The following is a 22,600-nucleotide window of genomic DNA, read 5'->3' as shown; positions in this document are numbered from 1 at the left end:
AGGGCGTTTTTATAAGGATGAGATATGAACTGGTTTAAACGAGGATTGAAGCATTACGACGACTGGTGCAAGGAGATGGGGCTAACCCCCGATCAAAAACGCAGCTGCGTTCCGTATCGAAAAGATCCTGCCCATCAAAATGAAGAGAACAGTGAAGCTCTGCTATTTTCTGATTCTCAGTTTGTCGGTACAGATAAAAAGTCTCAAGATGAAGCTCTTTGATACCCATTGTCACTTTGACTTTGATGTATTCCAAGATGACTTTGCACATCAACTTCAGCTAGCTCAGACGCAAGACGTGACAAGAATTCTGATTCCTTCAGTGGGACCTCAAAACTGGGCTCGTATTCAAACCTTGGCAGATCAACATGCCAATTTGTATTACGCCCTTGGGTTTCATCCGTATTTTCTTGAAGATAACGTCGAGCAGCACTTTGCTGAATTGGAATATTATCTAAAACAAAATGCTCCCCAGTGCGTGGCAATAGGAGAGTGTGGGCTAGATTTTGCCATTGATGTTGACCCACAGTTGCAAGAAGAGACACTTGAAGTTCAATTTGAACTGGCTAGACGCTTCGAACTCCCAGTTATTTTACATAGCCGAAAAGCGCACAATCGCCTTATTCAAATGGTTAAAGCGGCGAAGCTCCCTCGGGGCGGTGTGCTACATGCTTTCTCTGGGAGTTATCAGCAAGCAATGGAGTGGGTCAAATTAGGTTTTTTTATCGGTGTAGGAGGAACCATCACCTACCCAAGAGCGAAGAAAACGCGCGACGCAATTCAAAAATTACCACTCAAACATCTCGTGATCGAAACAGATGCACCGGATATGCCTATACTTGGATATCAAGGGGAGTCGAATCACCCAGCCAAACTCATTCACGTCTTTAATGAGCTCGTAGAGTTGCATAACGGCTCAAAGCAATCGATTGCCTCTCAGTTATGGAAAAATAGCAATTTTGCTTTCTCGATATGTGAATAAAATCTAAAGATGTGGTTTGAAATAGAAAACGTTTTCCTGCTTATTGTGAATTAACTCACAAAGCTGGCTGAATCAATCATGAATCTTATAGGAAAGTGTGAGGCTGGCATTACTTTAATTGATTCTGCATGAGTATAATTGCTCCCGCTTTATAGCTCCATTTTGTAACACGCCAATAAATAACTTATAAGGAAGTCATAAACTATGAGCCTGTTTATGAGCCTAATCGGTATGGTAGTGCTTCTTGCGATTGCAGTGGCATTTTCTAATAACCGAAAAGCTATCAATCTAAGAACTGTGGGTGGCGCATTCGCTATCCAATTCGCATTAGGTGCATTTGTTCTGTATGTGCCTTGGGGCCGTGATCTACTAAACGGTTTCTCTTCAGGTGTTTCTAACGTTATCAACTACGGTAACGATGGTTCATCATTCCTGTTCGGTGGTCTTGTTTCTGACAAGATGTTCGAAGTATTCGGCGGCGGCGGTTTCATCTTCGCATTCCGTGTTCTTCCTACACTGATCTTCTTCTCTGCACTGATTTCAGTTCTTTACTACATTGGCGTTATGCAATGGGTTATCAAGATTCTTGGTGGCGCACTACAAAAAGCGCTGGGCACTTCACGTGCGGAATCAATGTCAGCAGCAGCAAACATTTTCGTAGGTCAAACAGAAGCACCTCTAGTTGTTCGTCCATTCGTTCCAAAAATGACTCAATCAGAGCTATTCGCGGTAATGTGTGGTGGTCTAGCTTCTGTTGCTGGTGGTGTACTAGCGGGCTACGCTTCAATGGGGGTTCCACTAGAGTACCTAGTAGCGGCATCATTTATGGCTGCACCAGGTGGCCTACTATTCGCTAAAATCCTTCACCCAGAGACTGACCAGCCTCACGAAAGTATCGAAGAGGCGATGGACGGCGGCGACGACAAACCAGTAAACGTAATCGACGCAGCAGCGGGCGGTGCGGCTTCTGGTCTACAACTTGCGCTTAACGTAGGTGCGATGCTAATCGCATTCGTTGGTCTAATCGCGCTGATCAACGGTATGCTAGGTGGCATCGGTGGTTGGTTCGGCATGCCAGAACTAACGCTAGAGCTAATCCTAGGTTACGCATTCTCTCCATTAGCATTCCTAATCGGTGTTCCATGGGCTGAAGCAGTAACTGCTGGTTCATTCATCGGTCAGAAAATCGTAGTGAACGAATTCGTTGCTTACTTGAACTTCACACCATACCTAGGTGAAAACGCTCAAGTAATCGCGGCAACTGGTGAAGTAATGTCTGAGAAGACAACAGCTATCATCTCATTCGCACTATGTGGTTTCGCGAACCTTTCTTCTATCGCGATTCTACTTGGTGGTCTAGGTAGCCTTGCACCAAACCGTCGTAGTGACATCGCTCGCATGGGTGTTAAAGCTGTTCTTGCAGGTACGTTGTCTAACCTTATGGCAGCGACAATTGCAGGTTTCTGCTTAAGCCTTGCAGCACTATAATTAGAATCGGTTCTTAATATATAGACGCCGTTTTACATCATGCCCTGTAGCAAGAGATTGCTGCGGGGCATTTTTCGTTTTTCGGGCTCCAAAATCTCACCGGGTGCCGACCTCAGTCTATGAGTTACGCAGCCGATGGAATAGGGGCTAGGAAATTTTGAGATACAAACCGTTTGCGCTCTATTTGGTGCTACAGTTTTGCGGTGAAACTCTATAATGTATTAATCACAGGATAGTGGTTAAGGTTGATACTTAATCACGTAATGAATATTACATAATCGATGGGCAAATGACTTGCCCAGCAATATCAGATCTAATAGGCGTTTTGCTGTGTGATGTGATATTAAAGACACCGCAATCATAGATTGTTGTGCCATAGGCCAAACTGGTACTGTGCGGTGACAAGGATAGCAATTGGCATATGAAATTTTCGCTGTATATGCCGAGTCTTCAGGGAACCAAGTCCGTTCATTAATAGACTGTTTAGGCATTTACTCACATTGTCTCGACTTGTTGATTATAGTTAGAGACGTGATGTAAGGCTGAGTAGTGAATTTTTTGAATATTGATCGGAGATAGAAATGAGCGATTTAAAAGCAGCAGCGCTACGTGCACTTAAACTTATGGACCTAACTACGTTGAATGACGATGACACTGATGCAAAAGTGATTTCATTATGTCATGACGCGAAAACAGCAGTAGGCAACACAGCTGCAATTTGTATTTACCCTCGCTTTATTCCTATTGCTAAGAAGACACTTCGTGAGCAAGGTACGCCAGAGGTTCGCATTGCAACAGTAACGAACTTCCCACACGGTAACGACGACATCGAAATCGCTGTTGCTGAAACAAAAGCGGCGGTTGCTTACGGTGCAGACGAAGTTGACGTTGTTTTCCCATACCGCGCGCTAATGGCGGGTGATGAAAAAGTAGGCTTCGAACTAGTTAAGCAATGTAAAGAAGCTTGTGGTGACATTCTTCTTAAAGTGATCATCGAAACGGGTGAACTAAAAGAAGAAGCACTAATCAAGAAAGCATCTCAAATCTGTATTGAAGCAGGTGCTGACTTCATTAAAACTTCAACTGGTAAAGTGCCAGTAAACGCAACACCAGAATACGCACGCATGATGCTTGAAGTGATTCGCGACATGGGTGTTGCAGAAACTGTTGGTTTCAAACCAGCAGGTGGTGTGCGCACTGCTGAAGACGCAGCTGCATACCTAGCAATGGCTGACGAAATCCTAGGTGACAACTGGGTTGATGCCCGTCACTACCGTTTCGGTGCGTCTAGCCTGCTAACTAACCTACTAAATACATTAGAAGTGACAGACGAAACTGCTGATCCAGCAGCGTACTAATCCCAATAATATGTCTGAACGGTAGCACCTAAACGGGTGCTACCAAACCTCTTCTATCCTACTTAACCATGGCTCACTGAGAGCATGGGAGGCACTAATGTATTTACCACAAGAAATCATTCGTAAAAAACGTGACGGTGAAGTACTTACCGCAGACGAAATCAACTTCTTTATTCAAGGCGTAGCAAATAACACCGTATCTGAAGGTCAGATCGCGGCGTTTGCTATGACGATTTTCTTCAATGAAATGACCATGGATGAGCGCATCGCCCTAACGTGTGCAATGCGTGATTCGGGCATGGTTATCGACTGGAGCCACATGAACTTTGGTGGCCCAATTGTCGACAAACACTCTACTGGCGGTGTGGGTGACGTAACGTCTTTGATGCTTGGCCCTATGGTGGCAGCATGTGGCGGTTTCGTACCAATGATCTCTGGCCGTGGTCTTGGCCACACAGGCGGTACGCTAGATAAGCTTGAGTCTATTCCAGGCTACAACATCACACCAAGCAACGATGTGTTTGGGCAAGTAACTAAAGACGCTGGTGTGGCGATCATCGGTCAAACAGGTGACCTTGCTCCAGCGGATAAGCGTGTTTACGCGACTCGTGATATTACCGCAACCGTAGACAACATTTCTCTGATCACGGCTTCCATTCTTTCTAAGAAATTGGCGGCGGGTCTGGAGTCGCTAGTGATGGACGTTAAAGTCGGCTCTGGTGCATTCATGCCAACTTACGAAGCGTCTGAAGAGCTAGCGAAATCAATCGTTGCAGTAGCAAACGGTGCGGGTACTAAGACCACTGCAATCCTGACAGACATGAACCAAGTATTGGCCTCTTCGGCAGGTAATGCGGTGGAAGTTCGTGAAGCGGTTCGTTTCCTAACTGGTGAATACCGTAACCCACGCCTACTTGAAGTTACCATGGCTTCTTGTGCAGAAATGCTGGTACTTGGCAAACTGGCTGAGAACACAGAAGACGCACGTGCGAAATTGATGGAAGCACTAGACAACGGCAAAGCAGCAGCATGCTTCGGCAAGATGGTTGCTGGTCTTGGCGGTCCAGCAGACTTCGTAGAAAACTACGATAACTACCTAGAAAAAGCGGAAATCATCAAGCCAGTTTACGCAACGGAAACGGGCATTGTTTCAGCGATGGACACGCGTGCGATTGGCATGGCTGTCGTTGCTATGGGTGGCGGTCGCCGTGTTGCTACTGATGAAATCGACTATGCCGTAGGTTTCGACGAGTTCATCCGCTTGGGTGAAGTTGCAGATAGCGATAAACCTCTTGCCGTTATCCATGCTCGCAGTGAAGAGCAGTGGGAAGAAGCGGCAAAAGCACTGCGCAGTGCAATCAAAGTAGGTGGTGAGTACACACCAACTCCAGAGGTTTACCGCCAAATTCGTGCAGAAGATATTTAATAGAACAAGTAATTACACAAGGCCTACTCAACCATAATAAAAAGCCGAGTGGGCCTAAGGAACGAGCAATGAAAAGAGCATTTATTTTAGTACTAGACTCATTCGGTATTGGTGCAACCGCTGACGCTGAGAAATTTGGTGATGTAGGTTCAGACACACTAGGCCACATCGCAGAACAATGCGAAAAAGGCTTAGCAGATAACGACCAACGTCAAGGCGCACTTCGCCTTCCAAACCTATCTAAGTTAGGTTTGGCAATGGCACATAAAGAGTCAACAGGTCGCTTCGCACCTGGCCTAGACGCAGATGCCGAAATCATTGGTGCGTACGGTCACGCAGCAGAGCTTTCTTCTGGTAAAGATACGCCGTCTGGTCACTGGGAAATCGCAGGTGTTCCTGTTCTGTTTGACTGGGGTTACTTCACAGACAAATCAAACAGCTTCCCTAAAGAGCTGACGGATCGCATCCTTGAGCGCGCGGGTATTGACGGTTTCCTAGGTAACTGCCACGCATCTGGTACTCAAGTTCTTGATGACTTGGGTGAAGAGCATATGAAGACTGGGCAGCCAATCTTCTACACCTCTGCGGACTCTGTATTCCAAATCGCCTGTCACGAAGAGACATTCGGTCTAGACCGTTTACTAGAGCTTTGCCAAATTGCGCGTGAAGAACTAGAAGATTACAACATCGGCCGTGTAATCGCGCGCCCATTCATTGGCCCGGGTAAAGGTCAATTTGAGCGTACGGGTAATCGTCGTGACCTATCTGTAGAGCCACCATCAGCGACTATCTTACAAAAGTTAGTTGATGAGAAGGGCGGTCAGGTTCATTCCATCGGTAAGATTTCAGATATTTATGCTGGTTGTGGGATCACTAAGAAAACCAAAGCAACAGGCATTCCAGCACTATTTGAAGCAACGAAAGAAGCGATCAAAGAAGCGGGTGATAACACCATCGTATTCACTAACTTCGTCGACTTCGATTCAGCTTACGGTCACCGTCGTGATGTGGCGGGTTACGCTGCAGCGCTTGAGTACTTTGATGGTCGCATCAATGAAGTGCTAGAACTGATGGGTGAAGATGACGTGCTTATCCTAACAGCAGACCACGGCTGTGATCCAACATGGCCAGGTACTGACCATACTCGTGAGCACATCCCAGTATTGGTTTACGGTCAAAAAGTGCCAGCAGGCTCTCTTGGCCGCCGCGAAACATTCGCAGACATCGGCCAAACATTGGCGAGCTACTTCGGTACTTCTCCAATGGATTACGGTAAGAATTTCCTATAATTAGGATATTGAAAACTAGGAGCTGAATGCTCCTAGTTTTATGTTTGCAGTATGCAAGTACTGCTTGTCGGAAATGAGAATACTCTGGCTTATATCGCCTTAAGCGCGGAGCGCTAGAGAAAGGTTAAGGAAAAGAAAATGGCAACTCCACATATCAATGCTGAAATGGGTGCATTCGCAGACGTCGTACTGATGCCGGGTGACCCGCTACGTGCAAAATACATCGCAGAAACCTTCCTTGAAGACGTTGTGCAAGTGTGTGATGTGCGTAATATGTTCGGTTACACAGGCACATACAAAGGCCGTAAGATCTCGGTAATGGGCCACGGTATGGGTATCCCATCATGCTCGATTTACGCAACGGAGCTAATTAAAGACTTCGGCGTGAAGAAAATTATCCGTGTTGGTAGCTGTGGCGCAGTAAACGAAGACATCAAAGTGCGTGATGTTGTGATCGGCATGGGCGCGTGTACGGATTCTAAAGTGAACCGTATCCGTTTTAAAGGTCATGACTTTGCAGCAATCGCAGACTACAAAATGGTTCGCGCGGCAGAAGACGCAGCAAAAGCACGTGGCATTGATGTGAAAGTCGGTAACCTATTTTCAGCGGAGCTTTTCTACACGCCTGATCCAGAAATGTTCGACGTAATGGACAAGTACGGCATTGTTGGTGTTGAAATGGAAGCGGCGGGTATTTACGGCGTAGCGGCAGAATACGGTGCAAAAGCTCTGACAATCTGTACGGTTTCAGATCACATCAAAACGGGTGAGCAAACAACTTCTGATGAGCGTCAAACAACATTCAACGACATGATGCTAATCGCACTAGATTCAGTATTGCTAGGCGACGAAGAATAAGCGACAAAGAGTCATCTTAGTTTCTTGACATTAAGAACTAAAAGAACAGCCCGCACAATGCGGGCTGTTTTTGTATTAGATGTTGATTACCGACTGACTATTTGGTTAGCAGTAGGTTTTGCGCTTTTTTACGGCGGATAGGCTGTCTACGTAAAATCATAATGAATAACATGCCGCACACAAAACTCATTAGCACCATCATGTACATGTAGCGATCACTCTTACGATAGTGGTGGTCAGAAATCGCGGTTACACGACCTGTCTCAAAGGTAACGCGAACAAAACCGATGAGAGCTTCATCGGCAAATACTGGCTCAACCAACTGCTGGCGGCCAATGGAAGCTGTTGCCAAGGGCGTGTCTAAGCCTAAAACTTCGCGTACCGATAGCGCATCTTCACTAGACGCTAAACGTACGCCTTGTGCATCATATATTGTCGCATCAAACACCAAACGGTCTTGTGCTAGCTGGTTTGTCAGCTTAAGTAAGCGTTCTTGATCTTTGGTCAAAATCATTTCACTGGCAGAAAGAGACGCCTGTGAAATCAAAACTTTGGTGAGTGTCTCAAGCTGCTGTGCTTGAATTTTCTCGTTGCCCTTACTGATCACAACACTGTTTTTGATCGTGATAAACAACATCACACACAGTAGGATTAGTGCCAGAATTCTTAGGGCATTCCTTACTGAGAACAAGGATTCACTCATGCTCTTTACTCATCCATTTAAAATAAAACAAAGACTTGCCTTTTTAGTTTGTTGAGGTAACGTTTTAGCAAAGTCATAAGGGATTATATACATGGACGCGTCAAAAAGCTTGCCTATCAGAAAACATACGACACTTTTAAAACGATTACCCGAGACTCGATTTGCCTCCCAACTAGATAAAGCAAAAGCAAACTGGATAGTGTTTGCAGAATACCTTTCGCCACGTCATTTTGAAGACATTGATTTCTTCACAGGGGTCTACAACCCCGTGTTAGAAACGTGGAAAGTTGGCCAATATGAAGTCGCCTTGATGGCAGGAGAGTTGACCCCTCAACACGAAACGATCTTACAAAGCCTCAACTTGGATTACGCCTCGCTTAATGAAGTTCCAGATCTCTCAACCCAAGGTTTGATTGTATTTGACATGGACTCAACGGCAATCCAGATAGAGTGTATTGATGAAATCGCAAAATTGGCCGGAGTCGGGGATGAGGTGGCAGAAGTTACTGAACGTGCGATGCAAGGAGAACTGGATTTTGAGCAAAGTTTGCGTCAACGCGTAGGCAAGCTCAAAGGTGCTGATGAATCAATTCTTGAACAAGTTCGTTCCCAATTGCCATTTATGCCGGACTTTGAAGCGTTAATCGCAACGTTAAAAGCACTAGGCTGGAAAACAGCGATTGCTTCCGGTGGTTTTACTTACTTCTCGGACTACATCAAAGATAAAGTCGATTTAGATTTTGCTCGCTCTAATCAGTTGGAAATCATTAATGGTAAGCTCACGGGGAACGTACTTGGCGATGTGGTTACCGCGCAGATGAAGTCAGATATCCTGGTGGAGTTGGCGGATGAATACGAAATTGAGCAGCACAACACGGTTGCTGTCGGTGATGGCGCTAACGATCTTGTGATGATGTCGGTGGCGGGCTTAGGTATCGCGTACCACGCAAAACCTAAAGTGGAAGCTCAAGCGCAATCTGCGATTCGCTTTGCAGGCTTAGGCGGTGTGCTCTGTATTTTATCTGGTGCACTGGTGAAGCAGCAAAAGGTCAGCTGGAAAGCAAAACCTTAATTTATCCATTCAAAAAAAACACCGCCTTTCTGGCGGTGTTTTTTCGTTGACTTGGTATGGCTCTAAATTTACTCGGTTAACTCCAATCTAATTACAACTTCTTCCGTAATGTCTTCAAACTCACTGTAACCGACCAGAGCGGTCAGCTCCTTTTCTAATTTGCTCGCTTGATGTACACCAAATTGGGTTAAGTCACTTAAATCTTGTTGCAGCAACGATGTCATCGGATCGAAAATTGGGGCTGTAGATAAGCGAATCACGTAGAAGTCCCCCATCATTCGCGCTTTCTTTATAAATTGAATCCGTTCTTTTACGCTGTTGAACTCTTGATGAAGCTTAGACTCAATGCCTGTAATTTTATTGCCGACTTTGGCTGCGCTAATGTAGATATCCTGATGCCTTGCTTGAGCTCCCTCTACACGCTTTATCGGCTCTGCGATTAATGTGCTTGTTCGACCTTTAAAGATAGGTTCAAGTGACAACAATTGATCGTGCCCAAGGCGGGCAAAAAGCTCAATGTGCTTAGGTAGCGGCAAATTCACCCCAATAACGGGGGTTTTGATTGAAGACGACGCTGTTTTACTGATAAAAATGGGTGTGCTCAGAGTTCGAGAGAGCAACATGCTGTGCAGTCTTTCAAGTAACGCATTACTCGGTAGCATCTCTTTCTGCGGGATCAACTTATCTTGATTGTGCTCGATAATGCTGTTGAAAAAGGCGATCACTTTAATGGTGTGGCTGCTTTCATCAATAACTAACTGTACGCTACAGCCATCTGGGCTAACACGAATTACCCGGTATGGCACCGACGTTAAAGGCAGCTTTTTGTCGTAGAGTTGTAACTCTCGGAAGTTGATCTGAACCTCTTGCCCAGAGCGCAACATAGTAGGTTCGTCCAGTTTAATGCCGAGCCCTCGCTTTGAAATATCGACGGTGCTGCCGCTCGCTGTGACGGGCCCAGAACATAGTTCTATTGGGGTCTTAAATCGGTAACGTGGCTCTTTACGACGAGACTTGGCATCAAAATAAATGCCTTTCGGGTTGCCTATAATTCTTCTCGGATGGCGAAATGCATTTAACGTATTCGCGGGTAAGCGCGGCTTTTCAGTGAGCAGATAATCCTGCCCTGATTTTTCGTCAGCAATTTCTTGCAAGATGCCAATATGAGTCAATGATTGGGACGTTTCAGCCAACTCCGGAGAGAAAGCGGCTAAGTCTTCCTGTTCTTGCTCTGACAGTTCAAATATCGAAATTCTAAACGCGCGCCAACTTTCACGTTTAGCACCTAAATGCCAAAATAGCTGGCGTTGTTCACGAGTGGCCTCAGGACGAAGCATCGAATAGAAATAGGTTCGGTTTTCGTGCTCGTGAGTAAATGAATAAAGGACATTGGTGGTGCCTTTTACGCCAGGTTTAATGAGTGACGCGACTCGCTTCTCATTAAATAAGGACCCAAACATTTGCTGGTTCCTTTCATCATGCCAGTACTGCCAAAGCTTTTGATTGTTTGGCGTCAACATAGCGAGTTTCAGCTCACTGCCATCAAAGAATAGGGGTAAGCTGCTGGTGTGCTTGAGCGCGATGTGCTCATAACCACGAGTTCGAGCTCGAATGATCTTATCTTGATTATCGTGACGAGCTCTTTTAGCTGCGCTGTTGAGCGCTTCATCGATCACTCGAGTAACGACATTGGTTTCAGTTAAACGTATGGTTCTGAGGTATCGAACTGAGTCATTCTCGTAACAGTCATCGACCGCAAGTATGCGGTACGCCAGCGGTTTCTCGATACCGGCAACCTGAGATTTGCTGGCAAACTCAGTAAACGTGACCTGAATAATCTCCCCAAGGTTATATTTAAACGCACTTGGGACTTTGAACTTTGCGCCAGAGCAGGATAAGTCAATGCTTAACCCATGCAGAAGTTGCCCTTTAGATCGGCAAATCTCGACTTGAGATTGGACTTTCAAGCGCTTTTCTTGGCGCTTTAAGTCATAGCCGAGGTGAACGGGCTCTGCTAAGAAAGGGCTTTTAGGATCCGTTAACGATTGCGTTTTTTGTTGAGTAAGACGTTTGCTCATTACGCGAAAGTTATTCCGTGTGTTGACCAAAGCTTCCCACATTCCCTCAGTGTAGCCGCCAAACTTTTTGATGTTTTTATGGTAAGCGTTGAAAGCAACGTCATCTAACCAATGTGGAATACCATCCAAAATATACTCGCGACATTCACCTTGGACGCGACCGCGCAGATCGATGCTTTTTTTGCACGGAGCCATCAAGCGGTTAAGTTCCATTTTCACTAAGATTTTGGCCGAAGGCGGCTCTTCCTCGGTCAATTGGCCAAGGACAAAGTCAAAGTCATCCGAACCGTAAACGGGAATGAGTCGTTCTGCGATCGAGAGAATTTCAGATTGCTGCATTATTTCTGTTAGAGTATGTCGTTACTTTAAATTGTATCGGCTAAGCGAAGTAAAACTTAAGTATATCAATAGTTCATTTCAGTTAAGGTCTGACTTGGCTGTGCTTAGTCACATTTGTAGAAAAAATCGAGGCATCATGGCGAAAGCAAAACGAGCGTATGTTTGTAATGATTGTGGCGCGGATTTTCCCCGTTGGCAGGGGCAGTGTAACGCATGTGGTTCGTGGAATACGATAACAGAAGTCCGTATCGCTGCATCGCCAACGGTTGCTCGTAATGAACGTTTATCCGGCTACGCGGGCTCCGCAACAGAAGCTACAGTTCAAACGTTATCTGAAATTGATCTGCAGGAAGTGCCACGCTTCACCAGTGGGTTTAAAGAACTTGACCGCGTATTAGGTGGGGGCGTTGTACCCGGCGCCGCTATTTTGATTGGTGGTAACCCTGGCGCTGGTAAATCCACCTTGCTGCTGCAAACCATGTGTAGTTTGTCTGCGCAAATGCCAACGCTCTATGTAACAGGTGAAGAATCGTTGCAGCAGGTGGCGATGCGTGCTTCTCGACTAGGGTTGCCGAAAGATCATTTAAAAATGCTATCGGAAACGAACGTCGACAAAATTTGCCAAATCGCCGAAAAAGAGCAACCTCGCATTATGGTGATTGACTCGATTCAGGTAATGCACGTTTCAGATGTTCAATCGTCACCGGGCAGTGTTGCTCAAGTACGTGAATCTGCGACTGCTCTGACACGATACGCAAAACAGAATAACGTCGCGGTATTTATTGTTGGTCACGTAACAAAAGATGGTACCCTTGCGGGCCCTAAAGTTCTTGAGCACATTATAGACAGTTCAGTGCTGCTTGATGGTGGTACTGATAGCCGCTTTCGCACATTGCGTAGTCATAAAAACCGCTTTGGCGCTGTGAATGAGCTCGGTGTTTTTGCAATGACAGGCCAAGGGTTGAAAGAAGTGAGTAACCCATCCGCGATTTTCCTTTCTCGTGGTGAAGAAGAAACATCAGGTTCTTCTGTTATGGTGGTTTGGGAAGGTACGCGTCCTCTATTAGTAGAGATTCAAGCGTTGGTGGATTACTCCCAATTGGCAAACCCTCGCCGTGTTGCGGTCGGTTTGGAGCAGAACCGTTTATCACTTTTGCTCGCTGTGTTGCATAAGCATGGTGGCTTACAAATGGCAGACCAAGATGTCTTTGTTAATGTGGTTGGCGGTGTTAAGGTGACGGAGACGAGTGCCGATCTTGCGTTAGTTATGGCGCTTTTATCGAGTTTTCGTGACCGTCCACTACCCAAAGATGTGGTTATTTTTGGGGAGGTCGGGCTTGCAGGCGAAATCCGTCCTGTGCCAAGTGGGCAAGAACGTTTGAATGAAGCGTTCAAACATGGTTTCAAGAAAGCCATTGTGCCTGCAGCCAACATGCCGAAAGGCGGCATTCCTGGCATGCAAATTCACGGCGTTAAGAAATTGTCGGAAGCTATAGAGGCTTTTGACGAGCTGTAATGCTCATAAGAATGGTATTTGTGTAATCACAAACTGTTCTATCCGTCCTCAATAAAATGCGAATAAAGTACATAAATTGCTGTGTTTGACTATGCTTTGGGGACGGAAATTTCACGTTAAAATTTTTTTTCTTCCATCCGCACGCAAGGGTATCAGTATTGACAGAATGTGATATACTCTGCGCGCACTTTATACCTTATTAACAGAGTAAGACAATGACTGATTTATCAAAATACAGAAACATTGGTATTTTTGCTCACGTAGACGCGGGTAAAACTACCTCTACAGAGCGTATCCTAAAGCTAACTGGTAAGATCCATAAGATCGGTGATACACACGACGGTTCAACTACAACTGACTTCATGGAGCAGGAAGCTGAACGTGGTATCACAATCCAGTCTGCAGCAACAACTTGTTTCTGGAACGATCACCGTCTAAACATCATCGATACTCCTGGACACGTTGACTTCACTATCGAAGTTTACCGTTCTCTAAAAGTACTTGACGGTGGTATCGGTGTATTCTGTGGTTCTGGTGGTGTTGAGCCTCAGTCAGAAACTAACTGGCGTTACGCTGACGAATCACACGTATCACGTCTGATCTTCGTTAACAAACTAGACCGTATGGGCGCAGATTTCTACAAAGTTGTAGATCAAGTACAAAACGTACTAGGTGCTACACCTCTAGTTATGACTCTACCTATCGGTATCGAAGAAGATTTCGTAGGTGTTGTAGACGTACTAAGCCAACAAGCTTACGTATGGGATGAGTCTGGCCAGCCAGAGAACTACGAAGTTCAAGATATTCCAGCAGACATGGTAGAAAAAGCTGCTGAATACCGTGAAATGCTAATCGAAACTGCTCTAGAGCAAGACGAAGATCTAATGATGGCTTACCTAGAAGAAGGCGCAGAGCCATCTCTAGAAGACATCAAACGTTGTATCCGTAAAGGTACTCGTGACCTAGCATTCTTCCCAACTTACTGTGGTTCAGCGTACAAGAACAAAGGTATCCAACTTATTCTTGACGCGGTAATTGATTACCTACCATCTCCAACAGAAGTTGATCCACAGCCTCTAACTGATTCAGAGACTGGTGAGCCAACTGGTGAAGTTGCGACTGTATCTGCAGACGAGCCACTACGTGCGCTTGCATTTAAGATCATGGACGACCGTTTTGGTGCTCTAACCTTTATCCGCATCTACTCTGGTAAGATGAAGAAAGGTGACACAGTACTTAACTCTGCAACTGGTAAAACAGAGCGTATCGGCCGTATGGTTGAGATGCACGCAGACGAGCGTAACGAGATCGATTCAGCACAAGCTGGTGACATCATCGCTGTAGTTGGTATGAAGAACGTTCAAACTGGTCACACTCTATGTGATCCTAAGCACGAATGTACTCTTGAGCCAATGATCTTCCCAGATCCAGTAATCTCTATCGCAGTTAAGCCTAAAGATAAAGGCGGTTCTGAGAAGATGGGTATCGCGATCGGTAAAATGGTTGCAGAAGATCCATCATTCCAAGTTGAGACTGATGAAGATTCAGGCGAAACTATCCTGAAAGGTATGGGTGAACTTCACCTAGACATCAAGGTAGATATCCTTAAGCGTACTTACGGCGTTGAGCTAGAAGTTGGTGCTCCACAGGTTGCTTACCGTGAAACTATCACTCAAGCAATCGAAGATAGCTACACGCACAAGAAACAGTCTGGTGGTTCTGGTCAGTTCGGTAAGATCGATTACCGCATCAAACCAGGTGAGCCAAACTCTGGCTTCACGTTCAAGTCAACAGTTGTTGGTGGTAACGTACCTAAAGAATTCTGGCCTGCAGTTGAGAAAGGCTTTGCGTCAATGATGGAGCACGGTGTTCTAGCTGGCTTCCCAACTCTAGACGTTGAAGTTGAACTATTCGACGGTGGTTTCCACGCAGTTGACTCTTCAGCAATCGCTTACGAAATCGCTGCTAAAGGCGCATTCCGTCAGTCTATGCCTAAAGCTGGCGCGCAACTTCTTGAACCAATCATGAAAGTTGACGTGTTCACTCCAGAAGATCACGTTGGTGACGTAATCGGTGACCTTAACCGTCGTCGTGGTATGATCAAAGACCAACAAGCTGCGTCTACTGGCGTACGTATCAAGGGTGATGTACCTCTATCAGAAATGTTTGGTTACATCGGTACTCTACGTACAATGACTTCTGGTCGTGGTCAGTTCTCTATGGAGTTCTCACACTACGCACCATGTCCAGCAAACGTTGCTGAGCAAGTAATTGCTGACGTTAAAGAGCGTAACGCTAAGAAGTAATTCTTAAGTTAACTCTATAACTTGAAAGCCCCGCCTAGTGCGGGGCTTTTTGTATCTAACCGCTTATACACAGCGCGTTTTGGTTTCGCTGATATACGTCTTTGGTGTTGTTTACCGACTATTCTGAAGCTGAGCCAGTATTACTAACATTGAGGTCGATGGTTTTAAAATCTGGTATCACTGACTTTTCAAATGTTTCTATTTCTTCTCTCAACCATTGTGCAAACAATTGGGCTTTAGGTCGCTTTAAGTAGCCTTTTGGAGCGCACAGGTAATACGCAAATTTGGGTTTAATGGCTATATCACCAATTCGGACCAGTTTGCCTGAACGGAAATATTGATGAGCTAAACTGTGTTTGACGAGCGCTACGCCTTGTAGTGATAACGCCGCTTCTAACACTAAGTGTGAGCCACTGTATTTTAAAGCAGGCTTTGCCGCTGAATGACCAAGTCTCGCTAACCACATGTTCCAGTCCAGATCTGGCCAAACGTCTTCGATGAGCTCTGCTTTGCTTAAATCTTCAATGCGATAGATGCCGTGCTCTTTCTGATATACCGGGTGACAGGCAGGATAAAAAGCTTCATCCATTAGCCATTGTGATTCTAAATTAGGGTATTTTCCTAAACCGTAACGGACACACAAATCGATCTGACTATCTTGAAAAGACACCAAATCATTGGTTGGTTCTAATAGTAAGGCGATATCAGGGTGACGCTGACGAAAAGCCGTAATTTTCGGGACTAACCAATGGTGAGCGAAAGAGGGGAGTGTTGATATCGAAAGGTGGTTAGGATTAGGATCTTGATTAACTGATCTCACCCCTTGCTGCAAATGAGCAAACCCTCTTTCAGCCTGAGTAAACAGCAGCTCTCCCTCAGGTGTGAGCACGATTTTTCTGTGCTGGCGAACAAATAAGTCCGTTCCTAAAAACTCTTCAAGATGACGAATTTGCTGACTAATGGCAGCTGGCGTAACAAACAATTCTTTTGCCGCTGTTTTAAAGCTTCCTTCCTTTGCTGCAATGAAGAAGTAATACAAGCCCTGTAAGGGAGGCATTCGATCTTTCACATTAGTTTTCCTTAACTCAATGGCAGATTCTATCGTTTGAGGATATCAGCCTAGTCGCTGATTATTAAGTGGTCAACATTGTTATAGGAGCTGGTTACATGGAAAACATGACACACACTTGTGAGCGCACTTTATCAGCTGACCATCAAACCGGATTACAGTTAATTTATTCTAAACTTGCTAGTTGGAGAAGAAACTACAAGACACGTCGTCACTTGAGAGAGTTACCAGAACATCTTTGGGACGATATAGGATTAGATGAAAAGGAGATTAATAGTGAAGTGAGGAAGCCTTTTTGGAGAGAGTAGTTTATGAGTTTGATTCAAGCTCAGAATTAAACTGCACTCCCCAATGATATTGAGGAGTGCAGACAAGGCTATAAGTCTTCTTCCCACACAACCAATTCACCTTTCGGCCAGTTGTGACCAATTTCATGATACTTTTGCTCAAGCACATGACGTTTAATTTTGAGTGTTGGCGTCAATACGCCATTTTCAATGCTCCAAGGCTCTTTAATCATTAATACGCCTTTGATTTGCTCATGAGAGGCGAGTTCTTGATTCATTTTTGCAATGACTTTGCGGGTGGTTCGTGCGTACCGCTCCCGATCAAAGTTAGGAAAATCATGTGGCACAACCAAAAGAATCGGGGCTGGTAGCCCTAAACCGATTAGACACATCATCTCTACGCGACTGTATTCGAAAAGTTTTTTCTCGATAGGAACTGGAGAGACAAACTTACCTTTGGCGGTTTTAAAGTTATCTTTTTTACGGCCTTGAATGGTTAGGTAACCATCTGAGTCGATAGAGCCGATATCGCCTGTGTGTAGCCAGCCCTCTGAATCAAAAGACTCTTGGGTGGCAATGTCATTTTTGTAGTAGCCAGAAAATAGCCCTTTGCCACGCACCATGATTTCATCATCGTCAGCGATTTTTAACTCAATACCTGGTCCAGCATTACCGACACTACCAATTTTGTCAGCTCTAAATGGGTAGTTGAGCGTGCTATAGGCAAATGATTCTGTCATGCCCCAAGCTTCAGTAATATTTAGTCCTACAGAGTGGTACCATTCCAGCAGTGCTGGTGATACCGGGGCAGAGCCACAGCCTAATACTCGAGCCTGATCCAACCCCAATCCTTCTGCGAGCTTTTTCTTGATCAGAGAATTGACGAATGGGATTTTCAATAGAATGTTGAGCTTCTTCTGTGGAAGTTTGTCTTGAATACGTTGTTGGAATAGCGTCCATAATCGCGGGACTGAGATAAACAGAGTCGGGCGGTGCATTTTTACATCTTCGATAAAGGTATCCAATGATTCTGGAAATGCTGTTGGTACACCACCCATGATGGATGAACCAAAAATGTAGACGCGCTCTGTAATATGAGCCAAAGGTAAGTAAGAAAATAGACGATCATTTTCTTGAATACCGATATGGTTTATCAGTTGTTGTACTGACCAGTTAAACGCTCCGTAGGTCAGCATCGCACCTTTCGGTAATCCTGACGTACCAGAGGTATACACCAAAGACATTAGCTTATCGTCGTAGTGCTGTGGACGCTCTTCACTTGGCATTGCATCGGCAATGAGTGCTTGGTATTCATACTGACATTTTGGTGCAGTATCGTAGGGGAGCGCGATACTAATGATCTCCGGCATTGCATCAATGACTTGTTGGGTTGCTTTAGGATCATCGAGTTTTCCGCCAATGAGCGCTTTACTTTCACTATGAGTCACACAGTATTCGATGGTGTCCGCGCCGGCGGTAGGAAAGATTGGCACACTGACATAATCGCCAAGCATCATCGCAAGATCGCAAATAAACCACTCTGCACAGTTTTTAGACACTAACGCCACTTTGTCGCCAGGCTGTACTCCGAGGTTGCGTAGTGCACTGACGAGTTTTAAGGCTTGATCGGCAACATCAGCGAACGTGTATTCAACAAATTGTCGGTTAATAATTTGCTTTAGGTAGACCTCATTTGGGCGCTCTTGAGCCCATTTGAGAATCATTTCATTTGGTGGTGGGAGAGCGCAACCAGCAGCGCTGTTTAGATTCGGCTGATTCATTTTTAGTGACTCCATGTCTTCTCGTTGTATTTATAATTGTTAACGCATTGTTAACTTTAGCATGTTAAATAACGACACGGGAATGCATTTTGATGAAATATGTGGGGAGGATAGCGTTAGTTACCCCTAAAGTCGGTACTAATAGCGTCTAAAACTGTTGCCGATAATTCGCTGGGGACAGGCCTGTTTTTTTCTTAAAAATTCGAGAAAAGTAAGAGACATCTCGGTATCCACATTGATAAGCAATATAGGCAATTTTCATGGATTCATTTTCAACGAGCATTTTCTTTGCTAATGAAATGCGTTTCGCAGTGACATAATCACGAAAGCACATACCAACTTTGCGATGAAATACTTTGGAAAAGTAGTTCGGTGAGTAGTGACAAAGCGCAGCTGCTTCCTCTTCCCTTAGGTCTTTATGGACGTTATTGGCGATGTAATGAACCACGTCAGAAAAATTCGACTTTCCGCTTCGAGAAAAGAGTTTATCGACCGAAATTTGTTCTTCGTCGACCTTGCTGTGCAAAAAGTATTTCAATTTTATCTGTGATAGCCAAATCGGGAGGGTGATTTCATTCAACGTATAATATTCCGCACAAATATGCTTTGGCAGTAAGTGAGGCTCGATACCAGTTGGATGTATAACGATCAGTTTTTTGTCGAGATTTTCACAGAGCGTGATGACGCCTTTCAGGTGCTCTCGATGATCGCAAGTCATGTAGTAGAAGAAATAGCTGTGTTCTTTATCGCTAAGCACAGAGATATCGTTGCTACAGTCCATAATCTCAAAGCTCTTATCAAACTCACAGCGAAGTGATTCCGGCAGCGAGCAAAGAGTCTCTCCAATCCAATAAGCTTTGGTCAGTCTATCCATATGAATCCCGCTCAGTACGTACTACACCAACGTTAGTATGTATTGAGGTCAGTCGAGCCTCATTCCTTGAGCTTCAGACCTCACCCTTTCGTTTATTAAGCTTAGGCTTATATAGTCATACTGCAAGTGTGAAATATGTCACATAGATCTTAGTGAGGTGTCTCACTATTGATACATTTTGGCTCTGAAGCACAGGTGGGCAAGAAAGTACCAACCTTTGGCAAAAAAGTCCTAACCCCCCTAATTCTCGGTGACTAATGTTTAAGCATGATTCGGGTGTATATGATACCTGCGTCATGGACAAGCGAGATATGGTTAAATAAAGGGGACTATCTTATGGATAACTTTCGCAATCTAATCAAGGACTTCATGGAAGATGAAGAGGGGCTAACACTTTTGGAGTACATCTTAGGTGCGGCACTAATTGTAGCAGCGATGTTGACCACAGACTTTTGGGGAACTCTCGCAGACAAGTTTGTAGAAGTCGCAAGCGATATTAATACTGCTGGTGAATAAGATTAATGCTTGAGACTGAGTTAATTATTTGGTCATTGCTTATTGCGATTGGAGTATCAGACGCTCAGAAACACAAAATACCAAATAAAGCGGTGCTTATGCTTTTGGTTGCTGTTACTGCAAACGTAATTTACAACCCAGCCACAAGTGGTTTGGATCATTTATATGGTGGGCTGGTTGCGTTTGCAGTGTGTTTCGCGCTGTATCTGTTCAAAGCAATGGCTGGAGGAGACGTCAAGTTACTCGCCGTCGTAGGAACATGGCTCGGTCTGAGTAATCTTGGGGAAGCGTCTACTGGAATAATACTTGCTGGAGGCATCGTGGGCATTTTTTATCTAATGTTACACGTGTCATCGACTAGTGTTGCTCTATCACACCAGATAAAAGGGTATTGCTCAGAAAAAGTAACACCAGGCTTTAGGTCTAATAAGCCGTTAGTCATTCCTTTCGCGCCGATAATCGTAATTGGATTAGCTTATTTCTCCTACACCCACTAAATAAAAATAATAAATGGCATGCAGTACATGCAGCATCAGTTGGCTAGGCAACTTCAAGGAGGGGAAGTGTGATGGGCTCTGCGTATTGGGAAAAACTCGTGCCACAAATAAATTCACCAAAAGTGCCTTCGTCTGTCGAGGGTCTTGGCGTGCCGTCTTCAGTTGTTGAAAACCTAGTGTTGAAACATCTGTCTGCCTATCCCAAATGTGACTTAATCGAATTAACGCAACGGCTTTGTATTGTTTCGAATATTGTCGAGCTTGCTTTGGCGCAGTTAAGAAAGCGAAGTTGGGTAGAAGTTTATCAGCCAGCATCAGACAAGTTGAGTACATCGTATTCCAACGTACGCTACAGTTTAACTGAGCTTGGGCTTGCAGAAGCAGACATTGCGTATAGAAAAGATCCGTATATCGGTCCTGTTCCCGTCTCTTTGGAAGAATATTGGACGGTTGTTGAGGGACAAGATCTTCGCAAGCATCCTATTAATCGCAATGATGTTGAGCGAGCGCTGTCTGACGTGTTTGGTTCGGATCATTTGATACCCGTTTTAGGACCAGCCATTAACTCGGGGCGCGCTTTGTTGCTGTATGGTCATGCAGGTACCGGTAAAAGCTACGTCGCTTCAAGAGTGCTCAATGCAATGAACACTTCGGTATTCATTCCTTATGCCGTATATGCCGATGGCAACATCATCAAAGTGTTCTCAGAGCATCATCACCGTCGTTTAGACAACTCCCATTCTCAGGTTTTCGTTAAGTTGGAAACGCATTACGACAAACGCTGGGTTCTTTGTGAAAGACCAAACATTCAAGTGGGCGGTGAGCTGACATTGGATATGCTTGAGGTAAACCACAGCGAGCATAATCGTGTATGGATTGCGCCACTGCAAATGATGGCTAACAACGGAATCTTGGTAATTGATGACCTTGGTCGTCAGTCAATGCCTGTTGATGCCCTGCTAAATAGATGGATCGTTCCAATGGAGTACTTATTTGACCACCTAGCTTTGCCAAATGGTCAACAAGTCACGGTGCCGTTTATGCTCACTCTGGCATTCTCCTCCAACTTTGCACCAAGCAAAATTGCAGACCCCGCTTTTTTACGTCGTTTGGGTTACAAGATCGAGTTTACACCGCTTGGTTTGACAGATTATCAAGCGCTTTGGGTTTCGCTTGCTAAAGATTACCAAATGACGCTTGTGCCTGAGTTTTTCGATACGTTAAGTCAGTTACATCGCGACAATGATGTCGCCAACTACCCTTGTTTACCAAAAGACTTACTCGGTATTAGCCGCGATATTTTGGTGTTCGAAGGGAAAGAGAAGGTCGTCTCATCAGACATTTTAACCCGTGCCTGGGGACTGTACTTCACAGTGGATGAATAGGGAGATCTAAATTATGAGTCGGACTCAAGTCATCATGTTGCTGTTGCTCTCCATTGTTTTCGGCCTTGCCGCCGTATTGATCGCTAAACAATGGATGGATGGCAGAAACCAACCAACTGTCGAGTTAGAAGAGGTCGAAAGACACCCAGTTTTAGTTGCCGCCATGGAACTAGAGCCAGGGACCATTCTATCTGAGAAACATTTGTCTACTAAGCTCATGGAAGTGGATTGGATAGACGATGAAACGCTAAAAGTACAAGAACAGGCATTGGGAAGAATTGTTGCCAATACCATTTATGCGGGCGAGCTGGTTAACTCGAATCGTCTTGCATTGCCCGGTGAGGGCGCGACACTTGCTGCTTTAATTCCTGAAAACAAACGAGCAATCACCATTCGTGTCAATGACGTTATCGGTGTGGCTGGGTTCTTGTTACCGGGCAATAAGGTCGATGTATTGAATACCGTGAGTTATGGACAAGGTAAAAATGCCACAACAAAAACGGTGCTTAAAAACATCAACGTTCTTGCGGTCGACCAAACAGCCAAAACCAATGATAACAAACCCGTTATTGTGCGTGCGGTGACTTTAGAAGTAACACCGAAAGAGGCAGAAAAGCTCCTATCGGCGAACAGCAAAGGCGACATTCAACTTGCTCTACGCAACCCTCATGAAGTGGATAAACCTGTTGTAGCAAGAAAATACACGCCACGACCTAGTGTGACCATTATTAAGGGATCTCAGGCATCCAGTGTCCGAGTCAGCAATTAGGTGAATT

General features: G+C 45.0%; 20 protein-coding genes. 15 read left to right on the top strand and 5 right to left on the bottom strand.

Annotated features, from left to right (window positions below):
* Positions 1–24 precede the first annotated feature (24 nt).
* The 7 genes from J8Z23_RS12715 (at position 25) to deoD (ending at position 7,401) form a co-directional block, all read left to right on the top strand.
* Entirely contained in the window at positions 25–222 is a 198-nt protein-coding gene (locus J8Z23_RS12715; RefSeq protein ID WP_104970908.1) for a DUF5363 family protein, read from the top strand.
* Positions 209–982, top strand: coding sequence for a TatD family hydrolase (locus tag J8Z23_RS12710; RefSeq protein ID WP_213967755.1), 774 nt, complete (start codon positions 209–211; stop codon positions 980–982). The genes J8Z23_RS12715 and J8Z23_RS12710 overlap by 14 nt, the downstream gene beginning before the upstream one ends.
* Positions 983–1,186: 204 nt before the next feature.
* Positions 1,187–2,470, top strand: a complete 1,284-nt coding sequence (locus tag J8Z23_RS12705) for a NupC/NupG family nucleoside CNT transporter (RefSeq protein WP_006742377.1) — start codon at positions 1,187–1,189, stop codon at positions 2,468–2,470.
* Positions 2,471–3,051: 581 nt separating this feature from the next.
* Positions 3,052–3,828, top strand: coding sequence for a deoxyribose-phosphate aldolase (gene deoC / locus J8Z23_RS12700; RefSeq protein ID WP_006742378.1), 777 nt, complete (start codon positions 3,052–3,054; stop codon positions 3,826–3,828).
* Positions 3,829–3,925: 97 nt separating this feature from the next.
* Positions 3,926–5,254 (top strand): thymidine phosphorylase, encoded by a 1,329-nt coding sequence (deoA, locus tag J8Z23_RS12695; RefSeq protein WP_048625940.1) that lies wholly within the window; start codon positions 3,926–3,928, stop codon positions 5,252–5,254.
* 68 nt (positions 5,255–5,322) lie between these two features.
* On the top strand, positions 5,323–6,543 hold the full coding sequence (locus tag J8Z23_RS12690) for a phosphopentomutase (RefSeq protein WP_395196739.1): 1,221 nt from the start codon (positions 5,323–5,325) through the stop codon (positions 6,541–6,543).
* A gap of 138 nt (positions 6,544–6,681) precedes the next feature.
* The gene (gene deoD, locus J8Z23_RS12685; RefSeq protein ID WP_006742381.1) at positions 6,682–7,401 is read left to right on the top strand and encodes a purine-nucleoside phosphorylase; all 720 of its coding nucleotides are present in this window, start codon (positions 6,682–6,684) and stop codon (positions 7,399–7,401) included.
* Positions 7,402–7,498: 97 nt separating this feature from the next.
* Here deoD and J8Z23_RS12680 read toward each other — a convergent pair whose 3' ends face one another.
* The gene (locus J8Z23_RS12680) at positions 7,499–8,104 is read right to left on the bottom strand and encodes a YtjB family periplasmic protein (protein WP_041852892.1); all 606 of its coding nucleotides are present in this window, start codon (positions 8,102–8,104) and stop codon (positions 7,499–7,501) included.
* Positions 8,105–8,195: 91 nt separating this feature from the next.
* Here J8Z23_RS12680 and serB point away from each other — a divergent pair, with 91 nt between their 5' ends.
* The gene (gene serB, locus J8Z23_RS12675) at positions 8,196–9,176 is read left to right on the top strand and encodes a phosphoserine phosphatase (protein ID WP_006742382.1); all 981 of its coding nucleotides are present in this window, start codon (positions 8,196–8,198) and stop codon (positions 9,174–9,176) included.
* 68 nt (positions 9,177–9,244) lie between these two features.
* On the opposite strand, the gene J8Z23_RS12670 is transcribed toward serB, so the two are convergent.
* On the bottom strand, positions 9,245–11,593 hold the full coding sequence (locus J8Z23_RS12670) for a PilZ domain-containing protein (protein ID WP_237312462.1): 2,349 nt from the start codon (positions 11,591–11,593) through the stop codon (positions 9,245–9,247).
* A 136-nt stretch (positions 11,594–11,729) separates the two neighbouring features.
* Between J8Z23_RS12670 and radA the strand changes: the two genes are divergently transcribed.
* Complete coding sequence (radA, locus tag J8Z23_RS12665) at positions 11,730–13,109, top strand: DNA repair protein RadA (RefSeq protein WP_434633772.1); 1,380 nt, start codon at positions 11,730–11,732, stop codon at positions 13,107–13,109.
* A 215-nt stretch (positions 13,110–13,324) separates the two neighbouring features.
* Complete coding sequence (fusA, locus tag J8Z23_RS12660) at positions 13,325–15,415, top strand: elongation factor G (protein WP_301660468.1); 2,091 nt, start codon at positions 13,325–13,327, stop codon at positions 15,413–15,415.
* Between the two features lie 118 nt (positions 15,416–15,533).
* On the opposite strand, the gene J8Z23_RS12655 is transcribed toward fusA, so the two are convergent.
* Positions 15,534–16,484 (bottom strand): LysR substrate-binding domain-containing protein, encoded by a 951-nt coding sequence (locus tag J8Z23_RS12655; protein ID WP_145532603.1) that lies wholly within the window; start codon positions 16,482–16,484, stop codon positions 15,534–15,536.
* A gap of 98 nt (positions 16,485–16,582) precedes the next feature.
* Between J8Z23_RS12655 and J8Z23_RS12650 the strand changes: the two genes are divergently transcribed.
* Positions 16,583–16,792 carry a DUF1127 domain-containing protein gene (locus J8Z23_RS12650; protein WP_047008935.1) on the top strand — a complete coding sequence of 70 codons (210 nt, stop codon included), beginning with the start codon at positions 16,583–16,585 and terminating at the stop codon, positions 16,790–16,792.
* 68 nt (positions 16,793–16,860) lie between these two features.
* On the opposite strand, the gene J8Z23_RS12645 is transcribed toward J8Z23_RS12650, so the two are convergent.
* On the bottom strand, positions 16,861–18,552 hold the full coding sequence (locus J8Z23_RS12645; RefSeq protein ID WP_176320149.1) for an AMP-binding protein: 1,692 nt from the start codon (positions 18,550–18,552) through the stop codon (positions 16,861–16,863).
* A 148-nt stretch (positions 18,553–18,700) separates the two neighbouring features.
* Positions 18,701–19,426: a helix-turn-helix domain-containing protein gene (locus J8Z23_RS12640; protein ID WP_256935715.1), complete on the bottom strand. Its 726-nt coding sequence runs from the start codon at positions 19,424–19,426 to the stop codon at positions 18,701–18,703.
* Positions 19,427–19,762: 336 nt separating this feature from the next.
* On the opposite strand from J8Z23_RS12640, the gene J8Z23_RS12635 reads away from it, so the two are divergent.
* The 4 genes from J8Z23_RS12635 (at position 19,763) to cpaB (ending at position 22,593) form a co-directional block, all read left to right on the top strand.
* Entirely contained in the window at positions 19,763–19,942 is a 180-nt protein-coding gene (locus J8Z23_RS12635; RefSeq protein ID WP_085342679.1) for a Flp family type IVb pilin, read from the top strand.
* Positions 19,943–19,947: 5 nt separating this feature from the next.
* Positions 19,948–20,439 carry an A24 family peptidase gene (locus J8Z23_RS12630; RefSeq protein WP_085342680.1) on the top strand — a complete coding sequence of 164 codons (492 nt, stop codon included), beginning with the start codon at positions 19,948–19,950 and terminating at the stop codon, positions 20,437–20,439.
* A 71-nt stretch (positions 20,440–20,510) separates the two neighbouring features.
* Positions 20,511–21,824: an AAA family ATPase gene (locus J8Z23_RS12625; protein ID WP_434635296.1), complete on the top strand. Its 1,314-nt coding sequence runs from the start codon at positions 20,511–20,513 to the stop codon at positions 21,822–21,824.
* Positions 21,825–21,837: 13 nt separating this feature from the next.
* Positions 21,838–22,593 carry a Flp pilus assembly protein CpaB gene (cpaB, locus tag J8Z23_RS12620; protein ID WP_006742389.1) on the top strand — a complete coding sequence of 252 codons (756 nt, stop codon included), beginning with the start codon at positions 21,838–21,840 and terminating at the stop codon, positions 22,591–22,593.
* The last annotated feature ends 7 nt before the right edge of the window (positions 22,594–22,600 follow it).

This window comes from Vibrio sp. SCSIO 43086, from assembly GCF_051132235.1.
GTDB lineage: Bacteria > Pseudomonadota > Gammaproteobacteria > Enterobacterales > Vibrionaceae > Vibrio > Vibrio diabolicus.
Note: the sequence above shows the minus strand (reverse complement) of the source record. Positions and strands in the feature narration are given on the sequence as shown.

Excerpts from the sequence above, each read along its gene's own strand:
- J8Z23_RS12715 (WP_104970908.1), top strand. The coding sequence starts at position 25 with ATGAACTGGTTTAAACGAGGATTGAAGCATTACGACGACTGGTGCAAG.
- J8Z23_RS12710 (WP_213967755.1), top strand. The coding sequence starts at position 209 with ATGAAGCTCTTTGATACCCATTGTCACTTTGACTTTGATGTATTCCAA.
- J8Z23_RS12705 (WP_006742377.1), top strand. The coding sequence starts at position 1,187 with ATGAGCCTGTTTATGAGCCTAATCGGTATGGTAGTGCTTCTTGCGATT.
- deoC (WP_006742378.1), top strand. The coding sequence starts at position 3,052 with ATGAGCGATTTAAAAGCAGCAGCGCTACGTGCACTTAAACTTATGGAC.
- deoA (WP_048625940.1), top strand. The coding sequence starts at position 3,926 with ATGTATTTACCACAAGAAATCATTCGTAAAAAACGTGACGGTGAAGTA.
- J8Z23_RS12690 (WP_395196739.1), top strand. The coding sequence starts at position 5,323 with ATGAAAAGAGCATTTATTTTAGTACTAGACTCATTCGGTATTGGTGCA.
- deoD (WP_006742381.1), top strand. The coding sequence starts at position 6,682 with ATGGCAACTCCACATATCAATGCTGAAATGGGTGCATTCGCAGACGTC.
- J8Z23_RS12680 (WP_041852892.1), bottom strand. The coding sequence starts at position 8,104 with ATGAGTGAATCCTTGTTCTCAGTAAGGAATGCCCTAAGAATTCTGGCA.
- serB (WP_006742382.1), top strand. The coding sequence starts at position 8,196 with ATGGACGCGTCAAAAAGCTTGCCTATCAGAAAACATACGACACTTTTA.
- J8Z23_RS12670 (WP_237312462.1), bottom strand. The coding sequence starts at position 11,593 with ATGCAGCAATCTGAAATTCTCTCGATCGCAGAACGACTCATTCCCGTT.
- radA (WP_434633772.1), top strand. The coding sequence starts at position 11,730 with ATGGCGAAAGCAAAACGAGCGTATGTTTGTAATGATTGTGGCGCGGAT.
- fusA (WP_301660468.1), top strand. The coding sequence starts at position 13,325 with ATGACTGATTTATCAAAATACAGAAACATTGGTATTTTTGCTCACGTA.
- J8Z23_RS12650 (WP_047008935.1), top strand. The coding sequence starts at position 16,583 with ATGGAAAACATGACACACACTTGTGAGCGCACTTTATCAGCTGACCAT.
- J8Z23_RS12645 (WP_176320149.1), bottom strand. The coding sequence starts at position 18,552 with ATGAATCAGCCGAATCTAAACAGCGCTGCTGGTTGCGCTCTCCCACCA.
- J8Z23_RS12640 (WP_256935715.1), bottom strand. The coding sequence starts at position 19,426 with ATGGATAGACTGACCAAAGCTTATTGGATTGGAGAGACTCTTTGCTCG.
- J8Z23_RS12635 (WP_085342679.1), top strand. The coding sequence starts at position 19,763 with ATGGATAACTTTCGCAATCTAATCAAGGACTTCATGGAAGATGAAGAG.
- J8Z23_RS12630 (WP_085342680.1), top strand. The coding sequence starts at position 19,948 with ATGCTTGAGACTGAGTTAATTATTTGGTCATTGCTTATTGCGATTGGA.
- J8Z23_RS12625 (WP_434635296.1), top strand. The coding sequence starts at position 20,511 with ATGGGCTCTGCGTATTGGGAAAAACTCGTGCCACAAATAAATTCACCA.
- cpaB (WP_006742389.1), top strand. The coding sequence starts at position 21,838 with ATGAGTCGGACTCAAGTCATCATGTTGCTGTTGCTCTCCATTGTTTTC.